This is a genomic window from Acinetobacter sp. CE-15 (assembly GCF_051059255.1).
GTDB classification, from domain to species: domain Bacteria; phylum Pseudomonadota; class Gammaproteobacteria; order Pseudomonadales; family Moraxellaceae; genus Acinetobacter; species Acinetobacter guillouiae.
This window is the reverse complement of record NZ_CP192737.1, coordinates 1,958,085-1,981,611: the sequence shown is the minus strand read 5'-3', so window position 1 is coordinate 1,981,611 and position 23,527 is coordinate 1,958,085. Positions and strand designations below refer to the sequence as shown.

16 protein-coding genes are annotated in these 23,527 nt (G+C 37.9%); 6 read left to right on the top strand and 10 right to left on the bottom strand.

Features of this window, described 5'->3' with window-relative positions:
* The first annotated feature begins 82 nt into the window (after positions 1–82).
* Positions 83–1,237: an iron-containing alcohol dehydrogenase gene (locus ACQ7EO_RS09130; protein WP_004822263.1), complete on the top strand. Its 1,155-nt coding sequence runs from the start codon at positions 83–85 to the stop codon at positions 1,235–1,237.
* A 134-nt stretch (positions 1,238–1,371) separates the two neighbouring features.
* Here the strand turns inward: ACQ7EO_RS09130 and ACQ7EO_RS09125 are convergent, their stop codons facing one another.
* Positions 1,372–2,616, bottom strand: a complete 1,245-nt coding sequence (locus ACQ7EO_RS09125; RefSeq protein WP_244012863.1) for a transposase — start codon at positions 2,614–2,616, stop codon at positions 1,372–1,374.
* 632 nt (positions 2,617–3,248) lie between these two features.
* Here ACQ7EO_RS09125 and ACQ7EO_RS09120 point away from each other — a divergent pair.
* Both ACQ7EO_RS09120 and ACQ7EO_RS09115 read left to right on the top strand, forming a co-directional pair.
* Positions 3,249–4,055: an OmpW/AlkL family protein gene (locus tag ACQ7EO_RS09120; RefSeq protein ID WP_004822265.1), complete on the top strand. Its 807-nt coding sequence runs from the start codon at positions 3,249–3,251 to the stop codon at positions 4,053–4,055.
* Between the two features lie 227 nt (positions 4,056–4,282).
* Positions 4,283–4,714, top strand: a complete 432-nt coding sequence (locus ACQ7EO_RS09115; RefSeq protein WP_434279431.1) for an acyl-CoA thioesterase — start codon at positions 4,283–4,285, stop codon at positions 4,712–4,714.
* A 348-nt stretch (positions 4,715–5,062) separates the two neighbouring features.
* Here ACQ7EO_RS09115 and ACQ7EO_RS09110 read toward each other — a convergent pair whose 3' ends face one another.
* The 5 genes from ACQ7EO_RS09110 to ACQ7EO_RS09090 all read right to left on the bottom strand — a co-directional run bounded on the left by ACQ7EO_RS09110 (position 5,063) and on the right by ACQ7EO_RS09090 (position 13,887).
* Positions 5,063–5,782 (bottom strand): MgtC/SapB family protein, encoded by a 720-nt coding sequence (locus tag ACQ7EO_RS09110; RefSeq protein WP_004719550.1) that lies wholly within the window; start codon positions 5,780–5,782, stop codon positions 5,063–5,065.
* Between the two features lie 12 nt (positions 5,783–5,794).
* A complete protein-coding gene (mgtA, locus tag ACQ7EO_RS09105) occupies positions 5,795–8,542 on the bottom strand; it encodes a magnesium-translocating P-type ATPase (RefSeq protein WP_434279430.1) in 2,748 nt (915 codons plus the stop codon).
* Between the two features lie 34 nt (positions 8,543–8,576).
* A complete protein-coding gene (locus tag ACQ7EO_RS09100) occupies positions 8,577–9,314 on the bottom strand; it encodes a hypothetical protein (protein WP_434279429.1) in 738 nt (245 codons plus the stop codon).
* A 525-nt stretch (positions 9,315–9,839) separates the two neighbouring features.
* The gene (gene dnaX / locus ACQ7EO_RS09095) at positions 9,840–12,074 is read right to left on the bottom strand and encodes a DNA polymerase III subunit gamma/tau (RefSeq protein ID WP_434279428.1); all 2,235 of its coding nucleotides are present in this window, start codon (positions 12,072–12,074) and stop codon (positions 9,840–9,842) included.
* Positions 12,075–12,399: 325 nt separating this feature from the next.
* Positions 12,400–13,887 carry an MFS transporter gene (locus tag ACQ7EO_RS09090; protein WP_434279427.1) on the bottom strand — a complete coding sequence of 496 codons (1,488 nt, stop codon included), beginning with the start codon at positions 13,885–13,887 and terminating at the stop codon, positions 12,400–12,402.
* A 114-nt stretch (positions 13,888–14,001) separates the two neighbouring features.
* Here ACQ7EO_RS09090 and ACQ7EO_RS09085 point away from each other — a divergent pair, with 114 nt between their 5' ends.
* Positions 14,002–14,589: a TetR family transcriptional regulator gene (locus ACQ7EO_RS09085; RefSeq protein ID WP_034615257.1), complete on the top strand. Its 588-nt coding sequence runs from the start codon at positions 14,002–14,004 to the stop codon at positions 14,587–14,589.
* 116 nt (positions 14,590–14,705) lie between these two features.
* Here the strand turns inward: ACQ7EO_RS09085 and ACQ7EO_RS09080 are convergent, their stop codons facing one another.
* From ACQ7EO_RS09080 to ACQ7EO_RS09070, 3 genes are all read right to left on the bottom strand, one after another.
* Positions 14,706–15,971, bottom strand: coding sequence for a serine hydrolase domain-containing protein (locus ACQ7EO_RS09080; protein WP_434279426.1), 1,266 nt, complete (start codon positions 15,969–15,971; stop codon positions 14,706–14,708).
* An 80-nt stretch (positions 15,972–16,051) separates the two neighbouring features.
* Complete coding sequence (locus ACQ7EO_RS09075) at positions 16,052–16,906, bottom strand: MaoC family dehydratase (RefSeq protein ID WP_434279425.1); 855 nt, start codon at positions 16,904–16,906, stop codon at positions 16,052–16,054.
* A gap of 191 nt (positions 16,907–17,097) precedes the next feature.
* Positions 17,098–18,489 (bottom strand): 3-oxoacyl-ACP reductase, encoded by a 1,392-nt coding sequence (locus ACQ7EO_RS09070; protein ID WP_434279424.1) that lies wholly within the window; start codon positions 18,487–18,489, stop codon positions 17,098–17,100.
* A gap of 311 nt (positions 18,490–18,800) precedes the next feature.
* On the opposite strand from ACQ7EO_RS09070, the gene ACQ7EO_RS09065 reads away from it, so the two are divergent.
* Positions 18,801–20,339, top strand: coding sequence for an acetyl-CoA C-acetyltransferase (locus ACQ7EO_RS09065; protein ID WP_056512794.1), 1,539 nt, complete (start codon positions 18,801–18,803; stop codon positions 20,337–20,339).
* A 167-nt stretch (positions 20,340–20,506) separates the two neighbouring features.
* Here ACQ7EO_RS09065 and ACQ7EO_RS09060 read toward each other — a convergent pair whose 3' ends face one another.
* On the bottom strand, positions 20,507–21,625 hold the full coding sequence (locus ACQ7EO_RS09060) for an OmpW/AlkL family protein (RefSeq protein WP_004822285.1): 1,119 nt from the start codon (positions 21,623–21,625) through the stop codon (positions 20,507–20,509).
* 673 nt (positions 21,626–22,298) lie between these two features.
* Between ACQ7EO_RS09060 and mdh the strand changes: the two genes are divergently transcribed.
* Positions 22,299–23,471, top strand: a complete 1,173-nt coding sequence (mdh, locus tag ACQ7EO_RS09055; protein WP_004822286.1) for an iron-dependent methanol dehydrogenase — start codon at positions 22,299–22,301, stop codon at positions 23,469–23,471.
* The last annotated feature ends 56 nt before the right edge of the window (positions 23,472–23,527 follow it).

Genomic DNA, 23,527 nt, shown 5'->3' with positions numbered 1-23,527 from the left:
GTTAAGTTATTTAGCAGGCGAATCCTATAGAACCTTAAAACAATAATGTTTAATTTGTGATGATAGATTAAGGATAATACATATGAGTCATTTTCAATTCCAAACTGTAGCCAATATTATTTCAGGTTTAGGATCAATCCAAGAACTCAGCACAGTATTAGGCAATCAATACCACAAAGCATTAATCGTGACAGATGCAGGCATGATTCAACATGCACTGCATTTGCCGCTATTAAAAATTTTAGCGCAATGCAATTTAGACTATGAAATTTATGCCGATGTACAGGCAGACCCAGCAGAGCAGATTGTTTTATCGGCAGTTCAATTCGCCAAAGACAATCAAGTAGATGTGGTGATTGGCTTTGGTGGTGGTAGCTCTATGGATGTTGCCAAACTCATCGCGATATTGGCAAATCCAAAGCAATCACAAAGTATTCAGGAAATCTATGGGGTCAATAATGTCAAAGGCCCTCGCCTTCCTTTAATTCTTATTCCAACCACAGCGGGCACAGGCTCTGAAGTCACCCCCATTTCAATTGTCACTACAGGTGAAACCACCAAAACAGGTATCGTTTCCCCCATTTTATATGCCGATGTGGCAATTCTAGACGCAACATTTACCTCAGGCCTACCTGCACATATCACAGCAGCAACAGGCATAGATGCGATGGTGCATGCCATTGAAGCCTATACCTCTAAAATTAAAAAGAATTTTTATGCAGACATGCTTGCTAAACAAGCCCTTAAACTTTTAAATAAAAATTTAAAATTGGTCTTGGCGGATGGTACAAATTTAGCAGCTCGTCAAAATATGCTGGTTGGCTCTATGCTTGCAGGGCAGGCTTTTGCCAACGCTCCTGTAGGTGCTGTACACGCTTTAGCATACCCCTTAGGTGGTCATTTTCATTTATCACATGGACATACTAATGCTTTAGTTTTATTGGAGGTGTTAAAATTCAATGCGCCTGATGCAAAAGCACTTTATGCAGAGTTAATGCAATGGCTTGATCCTTATAGTAAAGGCAGTACAGAAGGCTTATGTGACTTATTTATTGATCATATGCAGAGACACTTAGATCACAGTGGTTTGACTTTGAAATTGCGCGATTTAAATGTACACGAGCAGCAACTCGATAGATTGGCATCCGATGCAATGCTACAAACCCGTCTTTTACAAAATAATCCAAGGCCTCTACTCCACGCAGATGCATTAAAAATTTATCAGGCGATTTATTAAAATTTATCAACATTGATCATGCATTGATTTATTGAATGCACTTTTAAATAGACTTCTTTCATAGGTCCTTTTTAAAAGCATAAATCAATATAAAAGCGCCCTCATCCTAGCCTTCCTCCAGTAGGCATTGGTATCTACACATCTTTTTGTAGAGACTCTAATGCAATTTCAGCAATCAGCTTAAGGTCATCAACCGAATGTTCAGATAATAATTGTAGTGTATTCAGTAATATTGACAGACCAGCCAAAATTGCAGGAGCACTTTCCCTTGTTCCTCTTTTTTGTTGTCTTCCTGATAGACGTGTTAGAAAGACTCTAACTCTTGAATTTTTCTCATCATTTTCTCGCTGTATTCGCCAAGTTAACACACATGCCATACTTGCAATTAAGAGTCGTCTTAATATCGCTTGCGGAGTTGTTTGTAGCCATGACTCAATGTCATGGCCCGCCTGTTTTAACAACTTAAAATAGTTTTCTATTTTCCAACGCCAGTAATACCAAGTTGCCAATTCTATACTTGGAATTTCTGATGATACATTACTTAATAAGCTCCAACGAGAAAGTGATTTTCCTTGCTTATTTTTAACTTCAACTACAATCAGTCGAACGGTTAATGACTTTCCCTTTTGTGGTGGAACTCTTTTTCCCGTTTCGTCTTTCTGCATTGGTCTTGCATTACGTGTAATACTGATTTGAGTTTCACCAACATAGAGTTGTTCGCAATTCCCTTTATATTGAATTGTATGGGTTTGTGTAGTTGGTATTTGGTCTGACACTTCCCTTAACTTAACATCTTCTCCTTGATATTCAACACGATTTCCTTCTTTACCTCGAATAAGAAATAAATGTTCTTGTTGATTCAATAATCTAAGATGAGCAATTGAATCTCCTTCACGATCAATAATATGTACGAGTTTCTTTTCTATTGGTAAAGACTCAATATGTTCGATTTGTTCACATAGTGCATTTAAGTGGGTTTCTTTTATTTTATGCCCATCAGTAAATGTTGAATAACGTCCAGTAGCATCACATAAAGTTTGATCTAATGGTGCAATGGGTAAACCCGTTTCAGCATCAATTAATAAACTGCTTTGTAATTCATAGCCTTTGTCACTTGCATGTGTTCTTTTGAATCTATTTAACTTGTTGTTATGTTTGAAATATTGTAGTTGAGACCAATCATGAGCAACTAAGGCATAGTGGTGATTCGATAGAGCGATTTGTTCAAACGCAAGTTTTTGAAGAGGCTGATTGAGTTGTTGAAATGAAACGTTTTCGTTATTTAAGAAACGCCAAACTGCTTGGGTTGTAGCAAAGCTAGTCTTTTGGGTAGAAGCAATATCTTTAAGCGCTGGAGCTAATGAAGCAAGTGGATTCATATTAAGTTTTACAAGACGTCCGTAGCGTTTAACTAATCGGTTATCTAAGTGTGGAATGTTAAATTGGAGAGCATGCTCTCCAATTTAACTTAAATAGATTTAATTGTGTAGATACCTATGTCCAGTAGGAGAAGGCACTTTCAATACCAATATGACTCACACCACATGATCATTTTTTAATTTATGAATAATCTTGAATAAACATGGAGTACAATTGAGACATACTCGCTGAGTGTTTTATTTAAAAGTATCAAAATATCTATCATATGACCTATAATTTGTGTTTGAAATATGCGGCCTGCATCAGATCAAATCGACCTAAATTTTGAACAAAATTTATAATCTTGTAAAAATACAGCATTAAAATTAAACTTGATTATTCTCAAAATATGAAAAAACCATCTTATTGCCTCGTTTTGTTATATTTTTTAATCAATCGAACTTAAAGTTTTTTTAAAGATTTTATTTAAAAATGATTAATTATCAAACCATTAACCCATTAAACGTTTATTTTATGACTAGCTAGTAATTAGTTTTTATTTAATTTTTATTTAATTTTTAAAATAATTACTCTAAAATCGCGACAGATCTTAATCGGAAAATTAAGACAACTAGTATTGGAAAATGATTCTATGAAAAAACTTACATTAGCAATTCTGCCATTAGCAGCATTTGGATTAAGCAACGTTTCTCACGCAGCAACTTCAGATGGTAAAACTTTTGGTGTTTCTGCTGGTTGGTTACATGTTATGCCTCAAAGTAAAGGACAAGGCGTAAATGGTAAAACTGGTAATAGTCCTTATTTAGGTCCATTGGCGAATATACAAGCCAATAACCCAGATGCAGGCTTTGAAGTACAAAATGCGGATACCGCAGGCTTAATGCTTGATTATTTTGTCAATGACAATGTTTCGCTTGAATTAACTTTAGGCGCTCCTCCTGAAATGGAGCTTGCTGGTAAAGGTAGCATTAAAGTTCATGGTGTTACTGTCGTTGATCTAAATAAATTTGATAAAGCTGCAACAACAGATGCTTATACACCAACGCTTTCTGGTCGTTATCACTTTGGTTCAATCAACAACAAGATCCGTCCTTATGTAGGTGCAGGCTTGATGTATGCTCATTTCTCAAATGTTGAGACTGATTCAGCAATCAATGATGCATTAAAAGCCAATCCTTTACTTGGTCGATACAATCCAGAACTAGGTAAAGTTAAAGTTGATGACGCGTTTGCTCCTGTTGCAATCCTTGGCGCAGATTTCAATATCAACAAAAATTGGTATGCAACTGCTTCTGTTTCATATGCGCATTTAACAACAAAAGCAAAATTAAATGTTAATGGTACAACGCCAGCTGGACAAACTACTTTAATTTCAGGCCAAAGCAGCATTGAGATTAAACCAATCGTGACTTATTTAGGTCTTGGTTATCGTTTCTAATCAATTTAGACTGAATCAGTTCTAAATTGCAAAAGCTCATTAGGTTAGACTTAATGAGCTTTTTTATTGCATACACTTGATTATAAATGTTTAACTAAAACACTTGTAAACAAGTGCAAAATTCATCTATAAAGTTACTTGTTTATAAAATCTTGAAAAGCATTGACTTGGTGATTGATCACGAAAAAGCGCTGTTAATTTTTTATCTATTTGAATGAATAATCCAAATGAAACCAGAAATAAAATTACGTACCCAATATTCCTTTATCTTCCCTATCCAAACACGTTGGGCAGACAACGATATTTATGGTCATGTGAATAATGTGACTTATTATAGTTATTTTGACACTGCGGCAAATGCGCTCCTGATCCAAAAAACAGACTTTGATATACACCATTCACCCATCATTGGCTTGGTGGTAAATTCTTCATGTCATTTTCTCGAAGAACTCACCTATCCAGAAATTATTGAGGTTGGGGTCGCCATTGCAAAAATTGGTAATTCATCACTGAGCTATGATCTGGCTATTTTCAAACAGGGTAAAACTGAAGCTTCAGCACAAGGTCAATTTGTGCATGTATTTGTTGAGCGTGAGACAAAGAAAAGCACCCCGATTCCACAAAAAATGCGAGATGCTTTGCAAGACTATACAAACTGAGTTCGATATAAGTTTTTGATGAAATATGATACACGGAAACGTCATCCGCAACTGTCTGAGGCAGGACTTCATTCATAAAGTATTGTTTCTGCGATTCATTGAATGCGTTTCTGGTCGTTGACGAGTTTTGCGGATGACAATGGTTTTGCCTACTTTTGCCGAAACAAAAGTATGGCGAGCCGCAGGCTGATCCTGAAATTGAATGGCAGTTCAGCAAGACTCCGTCAAGATCATTGCTTTTCAATAAGTTAAAGATATAGTTAAGTCGAACTCACGTTATATAGTTTAAGCCTAAAAAATTGACACTTAAGACTATTTAGCTCCGACACCCTAAAAATAAACATCATTTTAAGCCAAGGTATTTTGATCCCAAAAAGCCTGACTCACTTCAGGCATTTGATTTAACATTTCAATAATCGGCTGAATTTCTTTTTCCTCAACGGAGTTCGCAATCAAAATCGCCTTAATCTCTACATCTTGCTCACCAAACGGTTCTACATCAAAATCTTTAGCAGGAAAATGATAACGCTTTAAAGCTTTATTCAGCTCATCCATGACATATTTACTGTGCTCTTTTTGACAAACCACATAAATTTCATGTTGCATTTCCGAATCAACATTTAAAGGTTTACGGTCGATAATATGCCCAATAGGACGTAATAAAGTATTGGCTGCCAAAATAAATATCGTCGCTAATATTGCTTCCACCAAACGGTCACAACCTGCCGCAGCACCGACAGCTGCAGAACACCACAAGGTTGCAGCAGTATTGAGCCCTTGAATATTCCCTTCTTGGCGCATGATTACCCCTGCGCCAAGAAATCCAATGCCAGAAACCACATAAGCAATCACCCGTACTGAACCATCAGCACCTGTTAAGTTATTGGCAATATCAACAAATATAGCAGCGCCAAGTGCGACTAATACATTGGTTCTTAAACCTGCTGTACGCTGTCTATACTGTCGCTCAAACCCGATCAATCCCCCTAAAATAAAAGCGCCAAGTAAACTAATCAAGGTATCTAGCATATTCGCTAATTCTAGATGTTGCATGAATTGGAGTTGCATTGGAGTTCTCCATTACCACCCGTAACGACGGATGTAAATTTTTTTCATCAGTTGCACAACCAGCATGTAGCCAAGCAAGATGAAAGGTAAAAATAAGAAATAAGTTAATGGTAAAGCTTGTAATTTTAAGTACTCAGCAAAAGGCCCCATTGGTAAGAAAATACCAGCAGCCACAATGACCAAGGTCATGACCATCAAAGGCATTGCCGCACGACTTTGAATAAATGGTATTTTTTCTGTACGAATCATATGCACAATAATCGTTTGTGTTAATAATCCGACGACAAACCAACCTGACTGAAACAAGGTTTGCTGTTCTGGTGAATTTGCATGAAATACAAACCACATCAGAGCAAAGGTCAAAATGTCAAAGATCGAACTGAGTGGCCCAAAGAAAATCATAAAACGTCCAATTTCATTTGGTTTCCAGCTTTGCGGTTTTTCAATCAACTCATCATCAACATTGTCAAATGGAATGGCGATTTGTGATACATCATAAAGTAAGTTCTGTACCAGCAAATGAATCGGTAGCATCGGTAAAAACGGAATAAAAGCACTAGCTACTAATACCGAAAAAACATTACCAAAATTTGAACTTGCCGTCATTTTGATATATTTCAGCATATTGGCAAATGTACGTCGTCCCTCTAGCACGCCTTCTTCAAGCACCATTAAACTTTTTTCAAGTAAAATTAAATCTGCTGATTCTTTGGCAATATCCACTGCGGTATCAACCGAAATTCCAATATCAGCACTGCGTATCGCAGCCGCATCATTGATTCCATCGCCTAGGAATCCAACCACATGTCCATTCTCTTTCAACTGCATCACAATACGTTCTTTGTGAACTGGGCTTAACTTGGCAAATACCTGTGTATATTCAACGGCAAATTTTAGTTCTTCATCAGTCATATTCTCAACATGCCCACCTAAAAGAACATGTTCACAGTCCAAACCAAGTTCTTTGCAGACCTTTTGAGTAACAAACTCATTATCACCGGTAAGCACTTTGACATTGACGCCATGCGCTGCCAATTGAGCTAAAGCAGGTGCAGCAGATTTTTTAGGTGGATCCAAGAAAGTTAGATATCCAGTTAAAATCAAATTACTTTCATCTGCGACAGAAAAGTCATCTGATCTACCACTAAAATCTCGATATGCGATGGCAATAACACGTAAACCTTCAAGATTAAATTGGCGTATTTTTTCTTGAATCGCCTCAAGATGGGCTGGCGTTAATAACTCAATCTTGTCATTTATCTCTACATGCGAACAGACTTTCAGCATTTCCTCTGCCGCACCTTTAGTGATAATACGTGCGTTACCCTGTAAGGTTCTGACTACTACTGACATACGTCGACGCACAAAATCAAACGGTACTTCATCAAGTTTTTTAAATTTAAAATTTAGATTCTGTAAGTCTTGTGCAGCATGGTCCAAAATTGCAGCATCCAGTAAATTTTTCAGCCCTCTTTGGTAATAGCTATTTAAGTAAGCCTGTACCAGTACACGTTGTGATGTCTTACCATTTACATCGACATGTTGTGATAAACAAATTTTATCCTCAGTCAAGGTACCTGTTTTATCAGTGCATAAAACATCCATTGCGCCAAAATTTTGAATCGCATCTAAACGTTTAACGATAACTTTTTTACGAGATAAAAATACTGCACCTTTGGCCAATGTTGAGGTCACGATCATCGGTAACATTTCAGGTGTTAAACCCACAGCAACAGATAAAGCAAACAGCAATGCTTCACTCCAATCGCCTTTGGTAAAGCCATTGATAAATAATACAACTGGTGCCATGATCAACATAAATCGAATCAATAACCAACTGACTTTATTTACCCCCATTTGAAATGAAGTCGTTGCACGATCTGCATGAGATACTCGGTGTGCCAATGCTCCAAAATAGGTTTGTGTCCCAGTATTCACCACCACCGCTTTTGCAGAACCAGACACAATATTGGTTCCCATAAAAACAATATTTTCCAGTTCCAATGCATTTTGCAGGGTGTGATCTTTTTGATCAGCAAACTTTTCTACAGGAATAGATTCACCTGTCATCGACGCTTGTGAAACAAACAGATCTTTTGCAAAGATAATTCGACAATCCGCAGGGATCATATCTCCAGCAGATAGTAAAATGATGTCACCAGGAACCAAATCTTGGATCGCAAGTTCAACCTGTTGAGATCCTTGATCTAGGTCATATTGCATGGTTTCAAGGTCTGGATCATCCCAATCTACTTGGCGAATCACAGTAGCCGTATTACTTACCATTGCTTTTAATGCAGCAGCTGCTTTATTTGACTTAAATTCTTGCCAATAGCGCAGTACCGTAGAAAGTACAACCATGGTTGTAATAATGATTGTGCCTTCTATATCGTCGGTAAAGAAAGCCACCAAAGCCAAAATGGTAAGTAAAATATTAAATGGATTACGATAGGCATACCAAAGATGCTTCCACCACGGCAGTGGTTTTTCATGCGCAAGCTCATTTAATCCAAATTGTTCTTGTCGTTGTTCAACCTGCTTTGCTGACAAGCCTTGCTCTGTTGTATTTAAATGATTAAGCAATTGCTCTGAAGCTACATAGGAAGCATTGATCAAACTTTGTGAAAGCTTTTTACTAATTTCACTGGCATAACTGGCTTGATGTAATTCTTTAAATGAACGATGACGTTCAAATAAGTGTTGAATATGATATTTTTTGATGAAATTAGAAAATAAACGTTGCCATAGATTATGAAGCATAATGTTCTCCTTTTTTGGCAATAAAGACTTCTTCCTATTGAACAGGAATTGAATTAGATGATTTTTTTATGAGCTTAAAATTGGTGAGAAACTCAGCTCCCAGCCCAAACCAGCGATCATGATGGTGGTCAAATCGATCTGCATAAGCCACTTGGACCCTGACAAAATCTTGAATCAACTCATAACCAAATGCGGTTTGAAAAAATACAGACTGATGATCTTGATTAAAGATTTCTGCACTGAGCGAAGTTTTAGCATTGATCCAATAATTACTTGAAATTGCAGCTAAAACATACTGAGTATTGCCCTGATGTTCATAGGAGATATTTCCATTTAAAAATAACCGATCATCCAGTAATAAATAAGTTATGGGGAGATTCACTTTCCAACTAGAGTGGTCATCACCATACATATTTCGGCTTATTGTTAAGGATGCGGCAGCGCCCCAACTATTTGACTCCACTGCTTTCAAATTACGTTTGAATTGACCTGATATCACATCATGACGATTCTTATTTTGAACATGATCATCCAGTTGAAAACTTAATTCCAAATTTTTGGCAATGCCACATACTGGAGAAAAACTGGAATTAACCTCCTGATGTTTATAAAAGTTTATATTACTTTCAAAATGGCAAGTATATAGATCAGCAACACTTGCATCATCTGTGATTAATACAGGATCGGCATATGCTGATTTATGAATAATAAGTAATAAAAAGCAGCCCGTAATCAGTACTGTTTCTATCATACAAAGTTGATTGATTACCATCCGTAATCCTCATTGCTGAGGCGGTATGAATCTAAGTGCGCACAAAAACAAGCCAAAATTGAACTGATTAAAGTCAAAATTGAGCTGTTTCACGTCAAAATGGGGATGTAGTTTAAAATCAGATTATAACTGTCTCATTGCAAGACAGCTCTCCTAAAGGCAGTGCTCTCTTGCTCAGATACGAATAATGGCTGTATATAAACTACAGCGCCTCGATGAACAATTTGCCACTTAGGGTCTCCGCTAATTAAAGTTGCCGCAATTATAACCATAAAAATATTTAAAACAAGTGATTTTCAGCATAACAACGACTATAAATGCCAGATTGATCATCATAATTTGAATTAAAATTCTTATATAAATTGAGAACCTGAGGAGATTTTAAAATGATTTACCTTGGCACAGGTAGAAAAGGATTGTGAATATTGCCTAAATTTCGGCAAAATACAGTGGAATAAAAACAAGCCCAATTCCAGTGAAATTGAGCTTGTTGAAAACGTTATTTAATCTAGATGTTTTTTAAAATTAGGCTTTAAGCTGAATATTTTCCAACTTTCCATCCAATGCTTCAATTAAGCTTTTGACCAAAGGCTCTTTTTGAAGCATTTCACTGGCACGATCATAAGCTCGAAGCTTACGCTCGTTTTGCATCATATAAGGTGTGGTCGATTCAACTTCACCATATTGCACCGTAAACAAAGTACTCGGCCACTGCTGTTTTAATTTCGCCTCAAGATCATGTTGTGCTTGGTTCAATAATTTTTCATATTTTTGTGAAATTTGAAAAATAGATTGACCATTCACATCCCCAGTCATTAACCCATGCTGTGCAAGTTCTTGAACAGCTGGAGAAAGTGAGCTGTTTCTAAACCAATACTCCCATTTATCAACCGTCCACTCACCTTCTAAGACCTGTAATTTTAAGGCAAGTATTTGTTGTGGCGTTTGTTCCTCAGAACAAGATCCACGTTCTATTTCAGGGATAATATTAGAAACTTGAGCTGGAGTATCTGTTTGAGAATGAATAGGCTCAACCAAATCAATTTCAACATTTTGATCCTGATTTTCAGGTGCTAAAAAGAATACATCTTGATTTGGACTAGACGGAGACGTGGTATTTTTCGGTTGACTCAACTCAGCACCAAACAAGGTTAAACTTGGTTCTGCATTTTCTACGTCAATTTTCTCTTGAACAGTTGGCTGCTGTGCTTCAATATCTTGATAATTATGAGCCGTTGCTTCAACCACAGCGCTTTGTTGTACTTCCTCAGTAAAGTCATCTAAATAGTCATCACTGCTCGGTTCATGGTCAACACTTTGCTGTTGAGTTTGCTGATCTTCAACTTGGTCAAAAGCTGGATCTAAATCACTCACTACACGCTGCGAATTGACCTCAACCTGCGCTTGCTGTATCTCCGCTAATGGCGCGTCAGTTTCTGGTTGTGAACTCACATTCAAAGTAGCATTTTGTTGTTCACTGTTTTTTTCAACAGGCACTTGCTGAGCCTGCTGTTGATGAGCTGGCTCTTGTTGAATTTGTTCTTGCTGAATGTGTGCTTGTTGCACAAGCCCCGTTTGAACAGATGCTTGATGCGGTTGCTGTGAAATAACAACTTGATCGATATTCTGATTGTTTTGTGGTTGTTGAGCTTGAGAGACTACAATTTCATTGATTTGCATCGGTCTAAATGCCAGTAAACGCAATACTGTCATTTCAAAGCCTTGCTCTTGTGTTACTGCAAGTTGTAGCTCCGCTCTACCTTTACTGGCAATTTGGTAATAAAGCTGTAAATCTTGTGCAGAGACAATTTTTGATAACTGCATAATTTTTTGATTAATTTCAGCACTGTATTTTAGACTTAAATCAGGCAAATATTGCAACATTGCCAACTCATGCAAAGTCGAAATAAACTGATCTAAAACCAATGAAACATCTAAAGCCTGTTGCCTAAATTGTAGTAATAATTGGCTGACACGTGCATTTTGGTTTTGATGAATTGCCAAGATCAAATCATAAATGATGGTTCTATCAATCAAACCCAGCATTTCTTTGACATCTTGATGATGAATTGCACCTTGACCATAGGCAATTGCTTGGTCAGTTAAAGACAATGCATCACGTAATGAACCTTGGGCAGATTCAGCAATTTGCCAAATCGCATCTTGCTCTGATGAAATTTCTTCTTTATTTAAAATATCTGTAAGGTGATGGGTAATTTCATCTACAGCCAATGGACGTAATGTAAATTGCAAGCAACGTGAAATCACCGTAATTGGTAATTTTTGTGGATCTGTTGTGGCAAATAAAAATTTTACATGTTCAGGCGGTTCTTCCAATGTTTTCAATAACGCATTAAATGAATGCGTCGAAAGCATATGCACCTCATCGATCAAATATACCTTAAATCGACCTTGAGTCGGTGCATAAGGTACATTATCCAACAACTCACGTGTGTCTTCGACTTTAGTCCGTGATGCAGCATCGATTTCAATAAGGTCAATAAAGCGCCCTTCATTTACCGCCTTACAGGTTGCACAAACTTCACAAGGTGTAGAGGTTACCCCTGTTTCACAATTTAAACATTTCGCTAAAATTCGAGCAATCGTGGTTTTCCCCACCCCACGTGTTCCAGTAAATAAATAGGCATGGTGTAAACGTCCACGATCTAAAGCACTGGTCAGTGCACGTGAAACGTGATTCTGTCCGACCAATTCATTAAAGTTACGTGGGCGATATTTACGTGCAAGTACCTGATACATGGAAGCTCCTAGTTACAGGTCTAAGGATACTGTTTTTTTGCTGATTAGTGAATGAAGAACTGTAGAGTTATTTTTTATTAGAGATAATTCGATCAATTTCTTCGAATTCGACACCATACTCTACAACACAAAGTTTATCTATCTCTTAAATAGATTTAAAAATATACACTAGCAAATTTACTAAAAAAACACTGCCACGGCAGTGTTGATTAAATCACAATTTGAGCTTGCTAAAGTTTTTCAATCGGTACATCAAACTCATTTTTTCACACTGTAAAATCTAAATGTAAAAAATAAGCGCATAATTTAAATTATGCGCAATATTTTAGACTGCTCGCTGTTTGTTTGCAGGTAAAGCACGCCAAACAAAGACAGATAAAACTAGGAACATCAGACCCGAAATACCCAAGACTTTACTATGCGAATGAATAAACGCTTCAAAAGCAGCTTGTTTTACCTGTTGCATCAATGCAGGTTCTAATTGTTTGCTCAGCAATAATGCCTCACCAATAGAAGAACTTGCTTGAGCTGCGATATTCAGCGGTAAATGATCAGGTAAGATAATCGAATGTGCATAAAATATAGATAGCAATAGTCCAAAAATCGCAATCCCAAGACCTGCACCTAACTCATAGGCCATGCCTTCGATTGCACCAGCAGCCGTTGCTTTTTGTGGAGGTACAGCAGACATAATAGCTGCTGTGGAAGATAATAACGCGATTTCAACACTGATCCCCATCAGCACCATCCACACCCAAGCTTGAATATAATCGATGTCAAAATTGGTCATGGCCAAACCAAAGAAACATAAGGCACACATCAGCATCCCAACAGTTGCTACAGGTCTTAAACCATAGTGATTCATTAAAATACTGGTAAAGGGTCCACCAATACTAATTGCAATCATAAAGGGTAAAATAAACAAACCTGCTTCCAATGGGCTATATCCATACACAAACTGTAATTCTTGTGAAAGCAGTAGCTCAAAACCAACTAATGCAATCATTGCCACCATTGCCATCACAATACTGGTTGAGATCACAGGATTCTTAAACAGACTAAAATCGATCATCGGTTGGGTTGTTTTCAATTGATGGCGGATAAATCCCACTAACAACCCCAATCCAAGCACAAAAATCAAAATCATCCCTAGGCTAAACGCATAGATAGAGGTCTTAATCGAATAAATCAGCATTAAGATTGCAGTGACCAAAATGAGCGCTTGTAATAGATTTAAAGGTTGTTTGGTTTGTACTGCTTGCTTTGGCACCAGCCATGTGGTCAATACCAAGACCAAAATAATAATTGGCACATTAATCAGAAACACGGTTCCCCATGAAAAATGTTCCAGAATAAAACCACCCAAAAGTGGACCAAAAGCGGCTCCACCACCACCGACAGTTCCCCAAATACCTAAAGCATAATTACGTTGTTTTTCATCTAAAAAGGTATTGCGAACACCTGCCAAGGTTGCAGGTAAAATCATGGCAGCGCCTACACCAAGAAATGCTCGGGCAGCAATCAACATATAGGCTGAACTCGCAAAAGCAGCCATGAGAGAAGCCACACCAAAAATACCAGCACCAATCAGCATCAGCCGTTTAAAACCAATACGATCCCCCAATGCCCCCATGGGTAAAATCAAACCTGCCATGATCAGTGAATAGATATCTATCACCCAGAGCATTTCATTACTGGATAGTGATAAGGCAGCACTCAATGTTGGGATGGCAACATGCAAAACCGTTGCATCAATTGAAACTGGTAAATAAATTAAAACGATGATTGCCAAAATCACCCAATTGCGGTACATAACACACCTAATTAAAGTTGGACACTTGTTCAAGTTGAGTTATTATAACCACACTTGAACAAACGTCCAACTTTGTTTAATATTTGTTTTGTAAATTTTGTTGTATTAAAAGTGATGAACTATTTAAACCGAGAACAGCGTCGTACTATGATTTTGGATGCAGCAAAGCGTGTTGCATTACAAGATGGATTGAATGGATTAACTGTGCGCCGTATTGCCGCAGAAGCACAAGTTTCAACAGGACAAGTACATCATCACTTTGAATCAAGTTCGCATTTAAAGGCCGAAGTTTTTATTGAATTGATGGATCAACTCAATGAAGTAGAAGATCAAATTAAAACCGACAGTAGTTTTGAGCGTTTATCTCTCTTGCTAGGCTTTGAAAATATTGAACTAACGCAACCCTATTTACGACTCTGGAATGAAGCTGAGATTTTAATCGACCAAGATCCTGAAATTAAAAAAGCTTATAATATTACGATGGAACAATGGCATGTTGCTTTGGTTACTGCGATTGAACATGGCGTCAGCCAACAAGAATTTAAAATTGCTACAGCCAGCAGCAGCCAAGACATTGCTTGGCGGCTGATTGCTTTTGTTTGTGGTTTAGAAGGAATCTATCAACTTGGCTTAAAAGGTCTAGACCAACACTCATTTAAACATCATGTCGAAACCATCCTAAAAATGGAGTTATTTGCCTAAGAAAATATTGATAAATCTATATACCGCTGTTTAAAGTCCTTATTTTTAATTCTTTTGCAAAATAAGACTCAGCCATCTGATCTACTATAAAATTTCAATCGCTTTGATCTTAATATTTAGAACCAGCCTTTACTTCCCTTAAGTAAACCGTCGGCGCAACGTAATGTTTCTTGGGTCAGCCCCCAAAGACGATAATCACCGGTGATTGAACCAATGGCAAAATTATGGGTGTAGGCAAAACTAAGCCCTCGTTGCGGGTCACACCACGCCCCAGAACCGTTATATCCAATATGACCAAAGCCTTGCTTGGCACGTTTACCCATACTAATCACACGGTGGTAGCCTAAACGCCATTTCATAGGAATTGGCATCACGCGATCTCGTTTAATCGATTGGATTTGACTTAACTCTGCAAATATTTCAGGACGAATGAAAACTTTTCCTTCCCAAACCCCTTTATTTGCCATCATGGCATAAACTTTTGCAAGACTATTGGCGCTAAATACACCATTGGCCGCTGGAATAATTGCTTGAAGCCCTTGGTCACTAAAGAAACTAAAATCACGCATCCCTTTCGGTACCATAGCATCTAAAAAATCTTGCGGATTTTGTCCGGTTAATTCAACCAATTTATCGGAAAAAGACGTTTTATGATGCTTCTTGGCTTTGCTCTTACTGGATTTTGTTTCTGTTTTTTGTACAGGTGCTGCTTTTTGAATTAAACGCGCCACACGATTTAGCTCAGATTCAGGCACACCAAAATAGGCACCATCAAGTTGTAGGGGTTCAACCAAATACTTCTGCATTAAATGTGTTAAAGATTGTTGCGTTGCTTTCTCTAAAACACCACCCACCAACCAGCCAAATGTTAATGCCTGATATGCAATATCAGTTCCAACAGCAAAACGAGGTGTGGCCTGCTCCATGACCTTGAGCATATGCTGCCAATCTGCCATTTCAACGGCACCAGCAATAATATTTCGAATATCGTATAAGCCACTTTGATGACTTAAAATATGACGCAGTGTCATATTCTCTTTACCATTTTGAGCAAATTCAGGCCAAAAATTGACTATAGGCGTATCGTAGTCTAAGAAACCTTCACTCACCAAAATATGCGCGAGTGTTGCCAGTACACCTTTCCCAGTGGAATAACATACCGACAAGGTTCGCTCATTCCATTGCTCAGTTTTTGATTTTTTACCCGTATATATATCGACAACTTTTTCATTTTGAAAATAAACAGTTAAAGCAGCACCACCATTTTCGCTACGACCATCCTGCAAACGACTAAATTGAACAGCGAGATCTTGAAAACGCTCATCCACATAGCCCTGATAATTTTTCGTATTCGCAAAAATAATGTCCGTTAAACTGCTCATTGCCCTATCCTATTTTTTTAATCATAACTTTTTTAATTAAAAAAGCCTGAATCATCTCGACTCAGGCTTTATATTTTATCTTATAAAGCGTTAACCACACCAGAAACATGAGGTTTTTGTGATTTTTGATTACGAATCAAAAAGTCAGTTGTTGTACCGTCTTGTGCAGTTAAAAATTCTACTGTTGAAGGTAAATACATCGGCAATTTAAACAACACATCGGCTTCATAAGCTTCTGGTAAGTTGAGCCCAGCGAGAACGCGTGCCTTGCTCCACATTCCATGAGCAATCGCTTGTTTAAAACCAAATGCTTTTGCAGTTAATGCATGGATATGAATCAAGTTAAAGTCACCTGATGTCATAGCATAACGACGACCAGTATTTTCAGAAACTTCCCAAACCGCCTGAACTTGATAATTTGGTTCTTTTTTATCTTTTGGTTTTTCTATAACTGAACCATCGGTCTTTTGACGTGCTAGATAGGTGGTTAATCCTTGCATGACCACGTCACCGCCAACTTTGGCTGTTGTGATGAAATCGAACTGAACCCCTTTATCATGGGGCTTTAACTCACCAAATTGACAAGATAAAGTCAGCTGTTCATTGACCCCAATTTTACGTGTTTGCTTAATTTGATTGCGAATATGCACCAAGCCTAAGACTGCAAAAGGAAATGCTTCAGAGGTCATCATATGCATTTGTAAACTTTGCGATAAAACAGCTAAATAAATCGCGGGAATATACCCATTATTTTTAAATCCACACACTTCGTTATATGCTTTTAAATGATTTGGATCAATTTTGAATGAATCAACCACATATTCAACTTGCGGTAGAACTTTTTCACCTTTTGGCTTTTTAAAAATTAAACCCTGAATCACTTTTGGATAAGCTAAATATGGCTTAGGAAGTTGACTAAAATGGCGAGTATTCATACTGGACCTTTGAAAAATTAATTCTTATTCAACATTTAAAAAATCCAACATTTCAGTTGGAAATTAACGGATGATACAGCTTAAACATCCTGATTTCGTTGAAGAGAAAGCCAGCGAAAGCGTTATTTAAATACACAAATAATCGCTTCGCGGTAATCCCCTAAACGAAACAGGATTTCACTTATGCGTGATTATGCACCCAATAAGCTTTGACCACAAACACGCACAACATTCCCATTTAATCCTGTAGATGCTGAAGATGCAAATAAAGCAATTGTTTCAGCAACATCAACAGGTAAGCCACCTTGACTCATTGAGTTCATACGACGACCCGCTTCACGGATTGCAAATGGAATTGCCGCGGTCATTTGAGTTTCAATGAAACCCGGCGCTACAGCATTAATGGTAATACCATTTTTTAACACAGGCGCAGTAAATTTCACCAAGCCAATGACACCTGCTTTTGATGCAGCATAGTTGGTTTGACCTAAGTTACCGGCAATACCTGAAATTGAAGATACGCAAACAATACGACCATTTGCATTTAAACCATCATTTGACAATAAATAATCATTAATACGTTCAGCAGCAGATAAGTTGATATTAATCACCAGATCCCACATCTCTGGCTTCATATTTGCCAAAGTTTTGTCACGTGTAATACCCGCATTATGTACGATGATATCTAAACCACCTTGTTGAGCTGCCGCAGCTTTGATTTTTTCACCAGCATCAGCAGCAGTGATATCAATTGCAAGTGTAGAACCACCGATTTCACTTGCAACACGGTCAAGGTCTGCTTGTTGTGGTGGAACATCTAAACAAATTACATGTGCACCATCACGTGCCAATACATGTGCAATCGCTTCACCAATACCACGGCTTGCACCTGTTACTAATGCAGTTTTGCCTGCAAGCGGTTTGGCCCAATCGATATCAATCACATCACCTTTAGATACGCGAATCACTTGACCCGATACGTATGCTGAACGTGGAGAAATTGTAAAACGTAAACTTGATTCCAAGTTTTGTGCAGCATCTGCATCAACCAGAATAAGATCAGCAGCAATTCCTTTCTTAAACTCTTTACCAACCGATTTAACAAACCCTTCTAATGCACGTTGTGCAATCGCCTGTTTAATCGTTGGTGCAGTTTCAGGTGTTAAACCAATAATAATTACACGGCCTGATGTTGCAATTTGACGGGCAACAGGATTAAAAAACTTGTGTAGTTCATGTAATTGTTCTGAATTTTGAATCCCTGATGCATCAAATATCACTGCTTTAAATTTTGATTCTTTATCGCCTTCATTAAAAGCGCCAACATTCAAACCAGATTTTGCCGCAGCTTGTTGTAACTCTGCGTTATTCCCTGCATAAGTGTTGGCGTGAATATTACTAAGAACCTGCGCAACTTCACCAGTGAAATGACTCTTTGGAGCTGCACCAAATAATACAGCACCTTTAACGACAGGAGTGGCTGACTCAAAGCGGTCTAGCTGGATTGGTGATGGTAAACCTAAATTTTTTATGACAAATTTACCAATTGGAGATTTAGCAAATGCTTGGTATTGGTCAGACATGTTTCTTATCTCTCATCAAATTAATTTTGTATGGGGCTTAAGCTATCTTTTAACTTCAGTATAATCTCAGATATTTAGCTGTGTTGCGCTTTCTTAAATGGCTTGCGTTGTTCTTCGCGCAAGGCTTAGAGGAATCGTCAACAACGCTATCATCTCTATGACCCATAAGTTTCAGTTAAATCATACTTGAGTTGCCAAAATGATGACTTGACCTGAAAGAATATGCAAATGTCATTATAGTCAATTCGAGTCATAGCCAATTATGTTAATGTAAGCACTAAGAATATTGCGAACATGCTTGGAAAAGCCTTATGAGCAAAACAACTCAAGAAAATTCAAACGCTGAAAGCACTGTACAAGAAACTGTGTCAAATACATCAAAACCTCGTACTCGTACGAGTAAAAGTAGCAACACAAATTCTACAAATGCCAATGCAGCCAACACGACTAAAAAACCGACTCGTGCACCAGCAGCTGCTTCACGTAGCAAAGCAACAGCATCGACGGCAAAAAAAGTTACAACAGCTTCATCTTCTAAAACTCAAACTTCTGGTCAGCAGGATAAAATTATGAGTCAAAACACTGTACGTCGCGTAGCAATTATTGGCGGTAACCGTATTCCTTTTGCACGTTCAAATGGCCCTTATTTCCGAGCGTCAAACATTGACATGCTTACTGCGTCTTTAAACGGTTTAATTGAACGTTTTAACCTTCAAGGTCAACGTTTAGGTGAAGTTGTTGCTGGTGCAGTTCTAAAACATAGCCGTGATTTCAACATGACACGTGAATGTGTTTTAAATACTCAACTTGCCCCTGAAACCCCTGCTTATGATATTCAACAAGCATGTGGTACTGGCTTACAAGCAGCTTTCCTTGTTGCAAACAAAATTGCATTAGGCCAAATTGAAGTGGGTATTGCTGGTGGTGTGGATACCACCTCTGATGCACCGATCGCATTTGGTGACGGCTTACGTAAAGCATTGCTTGAATTAAACATTGCAAAAACAGGTAAAGATCGTTTAAAAGCCTTAGCTAAAATCAATGTTAAAGACTTGATGGATGCGCCAAAAAATGGTGAACCTCGTACAGGTTTATCTATGGGTGATCACCAAGCGATTACTGCTCTAGAATGGGGTATTCCACGCGAAGCTCAAGATGAACTTGCTGCATCTTCACATCAAAAAATGGCCAAAGCATATGAAGAAGGTTTCTTCGATGATTTGATCACGCCATTTATGGGTCTAGACAAAGACAATAACTTACGTCCTGATTCTTCAGTTGAAAAATTGGCTAAGCTTAAACCTGCATTTGGTAAAGGTGATACTGCAACAATGACTGCAGGTAACTCTACTCCACTTACAGACGGCGCTTCAGTAGTGCTTTTAGCCTCTGAAGAATGGGCGAAAGCAAATGGTCACGAAGTACTCGCGTACTTAACATTCACTGAAACTGCTGCTGTAGATTTTGTCAATAAGAAAGAAGGTTTATTGATGGCACCTGCTTATGCTGTTCCACGTATGTTGGCTCGTGCGGGTATTAAACTTCAAGACTTCGACTACTATGAAATTCATGAAGCTTTTGCATCACAAGTTCTTTCGACCTTAAAAGCATGGGAAGATCCTAAGTTCTGTAAAGAACGTTTAGGTCTAGATGCACCATTGGGCTCAATTGACCGTAGCAAACTCAATGTTAAAGGTTCTTCTTTAGCTGCGGGTCATCCATTCGCAGCAACAGGTGGTCGTATTTTGGCAACTGCTGCAAAATTGATTAACCAAAAAGGTTCAGGTCGTGTGTTAATTTCGATTTGTGCTGCTGGTGGTCAAGGTGTAACTGCAATCGTAGAGAAATAAGTTCTCTGATTTGTACCATACCTTCAAAAAAGCATCTTGAATGGATGCTTTTTTATTGCTCGTCAATCTACATATCGCTAACAAGATTTTACCTAGACCACAAAAAATGGTTAGCCGAAGCTAACCATTTAAAATCTTCACTATTCTTAGGGAAAATAGTGTTGATTTTAGAAGCGATACCCCACACCAACATAAGTAATCAATGGATCTATATCGACTTTTGTCGTGGAATTAATCAGTCGCTTACCAGTCTTGGCATCAACAACATCAATCTTTGCCTGATTGTTGAGCTTGGCATAAGAAACAGAAGCCACACCAAACCAGTTTTCATTAATATCATAAGTAGCGCCCAGACTTACAATGGGTGCTATGGCATCAGTCGTTTTAACTCTTACATAAGGATTTGCACTGGAAGGTTTGCCATCTAACGCAGCCCCAGCTTTTCCATCTAAAACGTTTTGAATCATATGTCCCGCTGCAACCAGATCACTTTTGATCTGTGAGTTCAACTTAATATCCGTGAAATGAGAGTACATCACCCCTACCCCAATATATGGACGCAATTTATTGACACCAGATTGACCAAATTGATATTGCGCTTCCAGCGCTGGTGTCCAAGCACGTACCGATGCTGCTTTAGACTTATTGCCTAAATTGGTGATTGGAATGGCTTGATTTAAGCCAATACCATCTGGAAATAAGATATTGACCAACTCATTTGGCGAAGTGGCTAATCCTGTGAGCGGTGCCAATATTTCCCCTTTACCTTTAATATCCACTTTTGGAGGAATCCCACCAATGAGTTGCAAAGAAACATTGTCGTTGATGTAATAATTTAGCATCAAGCCCAGCGTATCCACGTCATCGACTTCGAGCCCTGTACCCTTTGCTTGCCAATTTTCCAAGCCATGAATATTTGCGGTTCCTGCGACCTCCGGCAAAATATTCCCCTTACCATCAGTCAATAAGGTTTGCATAAAGGCATCATTGAGAAATTCAGTTAACACCTCTTTCTGATTAAATGGCACTCCGCCTAAGTCTTCTCCCATCGCATTAGGATCAACTGAGTTTAAAAAACTGGTTGTAGAGATACTTCCGACTGTTGCATTGGTACCATTTTTAACACTGGTATTAATATTAAAGGGATTGGCTTTTCCTTGAGGCATGACATGTAACCAACCTGCAGATACTGAAAAGCGTTTATACTCCCCCGCAAAACTCGTGCTGGTAATCGCGAATAATGAAGTTGCTATAGCAATATTTTTTAACGTTAATATTTTTTTCATTTTTTATCCTTAAAATATGAGATTACCGAACCGTGGCAACCTGTTTAAAAAACATACATAAAAAACAATATTTATGTATAAAATTCTGATCAATAGCATTTACACTCATCCGAAAAAAATATTGGTATTTTTATTTTTAAATTTTTTATAATACTTATTAATGATATATATCATTATGTTATTTTTATCATTTAGCATAAATTAACAGTACAGGTATATTTAAAAAGTCTATTTAAGCCCATACTGACCTAGTATAGAAATATTAAATTTTTCACATAATTTTCACTTTTTAATTATTAACACACATTCTCACAAATTGATAATTTAGTCTATTTTGATGGATCTTAAAATTTATCCCCGAAATTTAACGCAACGATTCACTTTTTAAAAATAAAATGATCTGTCAAAGCAAAAAATACCAAATAAAATCTGTTTTTGTCGTTTTTAATCAAAACTCGCGTTAAAGCTGGATTTTCAGCTTAAAATTATAAAGAAAAACTTCATCATTTTATTTTAAATATAAATATCAAATACTTGATTTAAAGTTTGCATGATTAAAATTTGGTAGGTGTTTAGTAGGTATTCAATCCAGCCCTCAAAACTGATACTCAACCTCAAGGTGATCATCACCTTTCTGGAATGATGAAATAACAATGGTAGAAGGAATCGCACCATGGCTTTTAAAAATATAGCAGATCAAACAAACGGTTTTTACATCCCTTGCGTCTCACTTTTTGGTCCAGGTTGTGCCAAAGAAGTCGGCGCTAAAGCACAAAATTTAGGGGCAAAAAAAGCCCTCATCGTCACTGATGCTGGCCTATTCAAATTTGGTGTTGCAGACATTATCGTTGGCTATCTCAAAGAAGCTGGCGTAGACAGTCATGTTTTTCCTGGCGCAGAACCAAACCCGACAGATATTAATGTACACAATGGCGTAAATGAATATAACAATAATGGCTGTGACTTTATTGTGTCTTTAGGCGGCGGATCTTCTCATGACTGTGCAAAAGGAATTGGCCTAGTCACCGCAGGTGGCGGTCATATTCGTGATTATGAAGGGATTGATCAAAGTAAAGTCCCAATGACACCGCTTGTCGCAATCAATACAACGGCGGGAACTGCTTCTGAAATGACTCGTTTCTGTATTATCACCAATACAGATACCCATGTAAAAATGGCGATTGTTGACTGGCGTTGTACCCCGCTTGTTGCAATTGATGATCCTAAACTCATGATTGCAAAACCTGCTGCTTTAACTGCTGCAACGGGTATGGATGCGTTAACTCATGCTGTAGAAGCTTATGTTTCAACTGCTGCAAACCCAATTACCGATGCATGTGCAGAAAAAGCCATTTCAATGATTAGCGAATGGTTAAGCCCTGCTGTTGCCAATGGCGAAAATCTTGAAGCACGTGATGCGATGGCATATGCACAATATTTAGCAGGTATGGCATTTAACAATGCATCTTTAGGTTATGTACATGCAATGGCTCATCAATTAGGTGGCTTCTATAACCTTCCACACGGCGTATGTAATGCAATTCTATTACCGCATGTGTGTGAGTTTAACTTAATTGCTTGTCCTGACCGTTATGCAAAAATTGCCCAATTAATGGGTGTCAATACCGAGGGTTTAACCGTTACTGAGGCTGCTTTTGCTGCGATTGATGCAATCCGTGAGTTATCATCATCTATTGGTATCCCTTCTGGCTTAGCTGAACTGGGTGTCAAAGCGGAAGATCATGCAGTAATGACATCAAATGCGCAAAAAGATGCCTGTATGTTGACAAACCCACGTAAAGCAACTGATGCTCAAGTCATTAAAATTTTTGAATCAGCAATGTAAAACGATACTCTTTGGTTCTACATCAGCCTGACAACTGTTTTAAGCCAAATCCAATG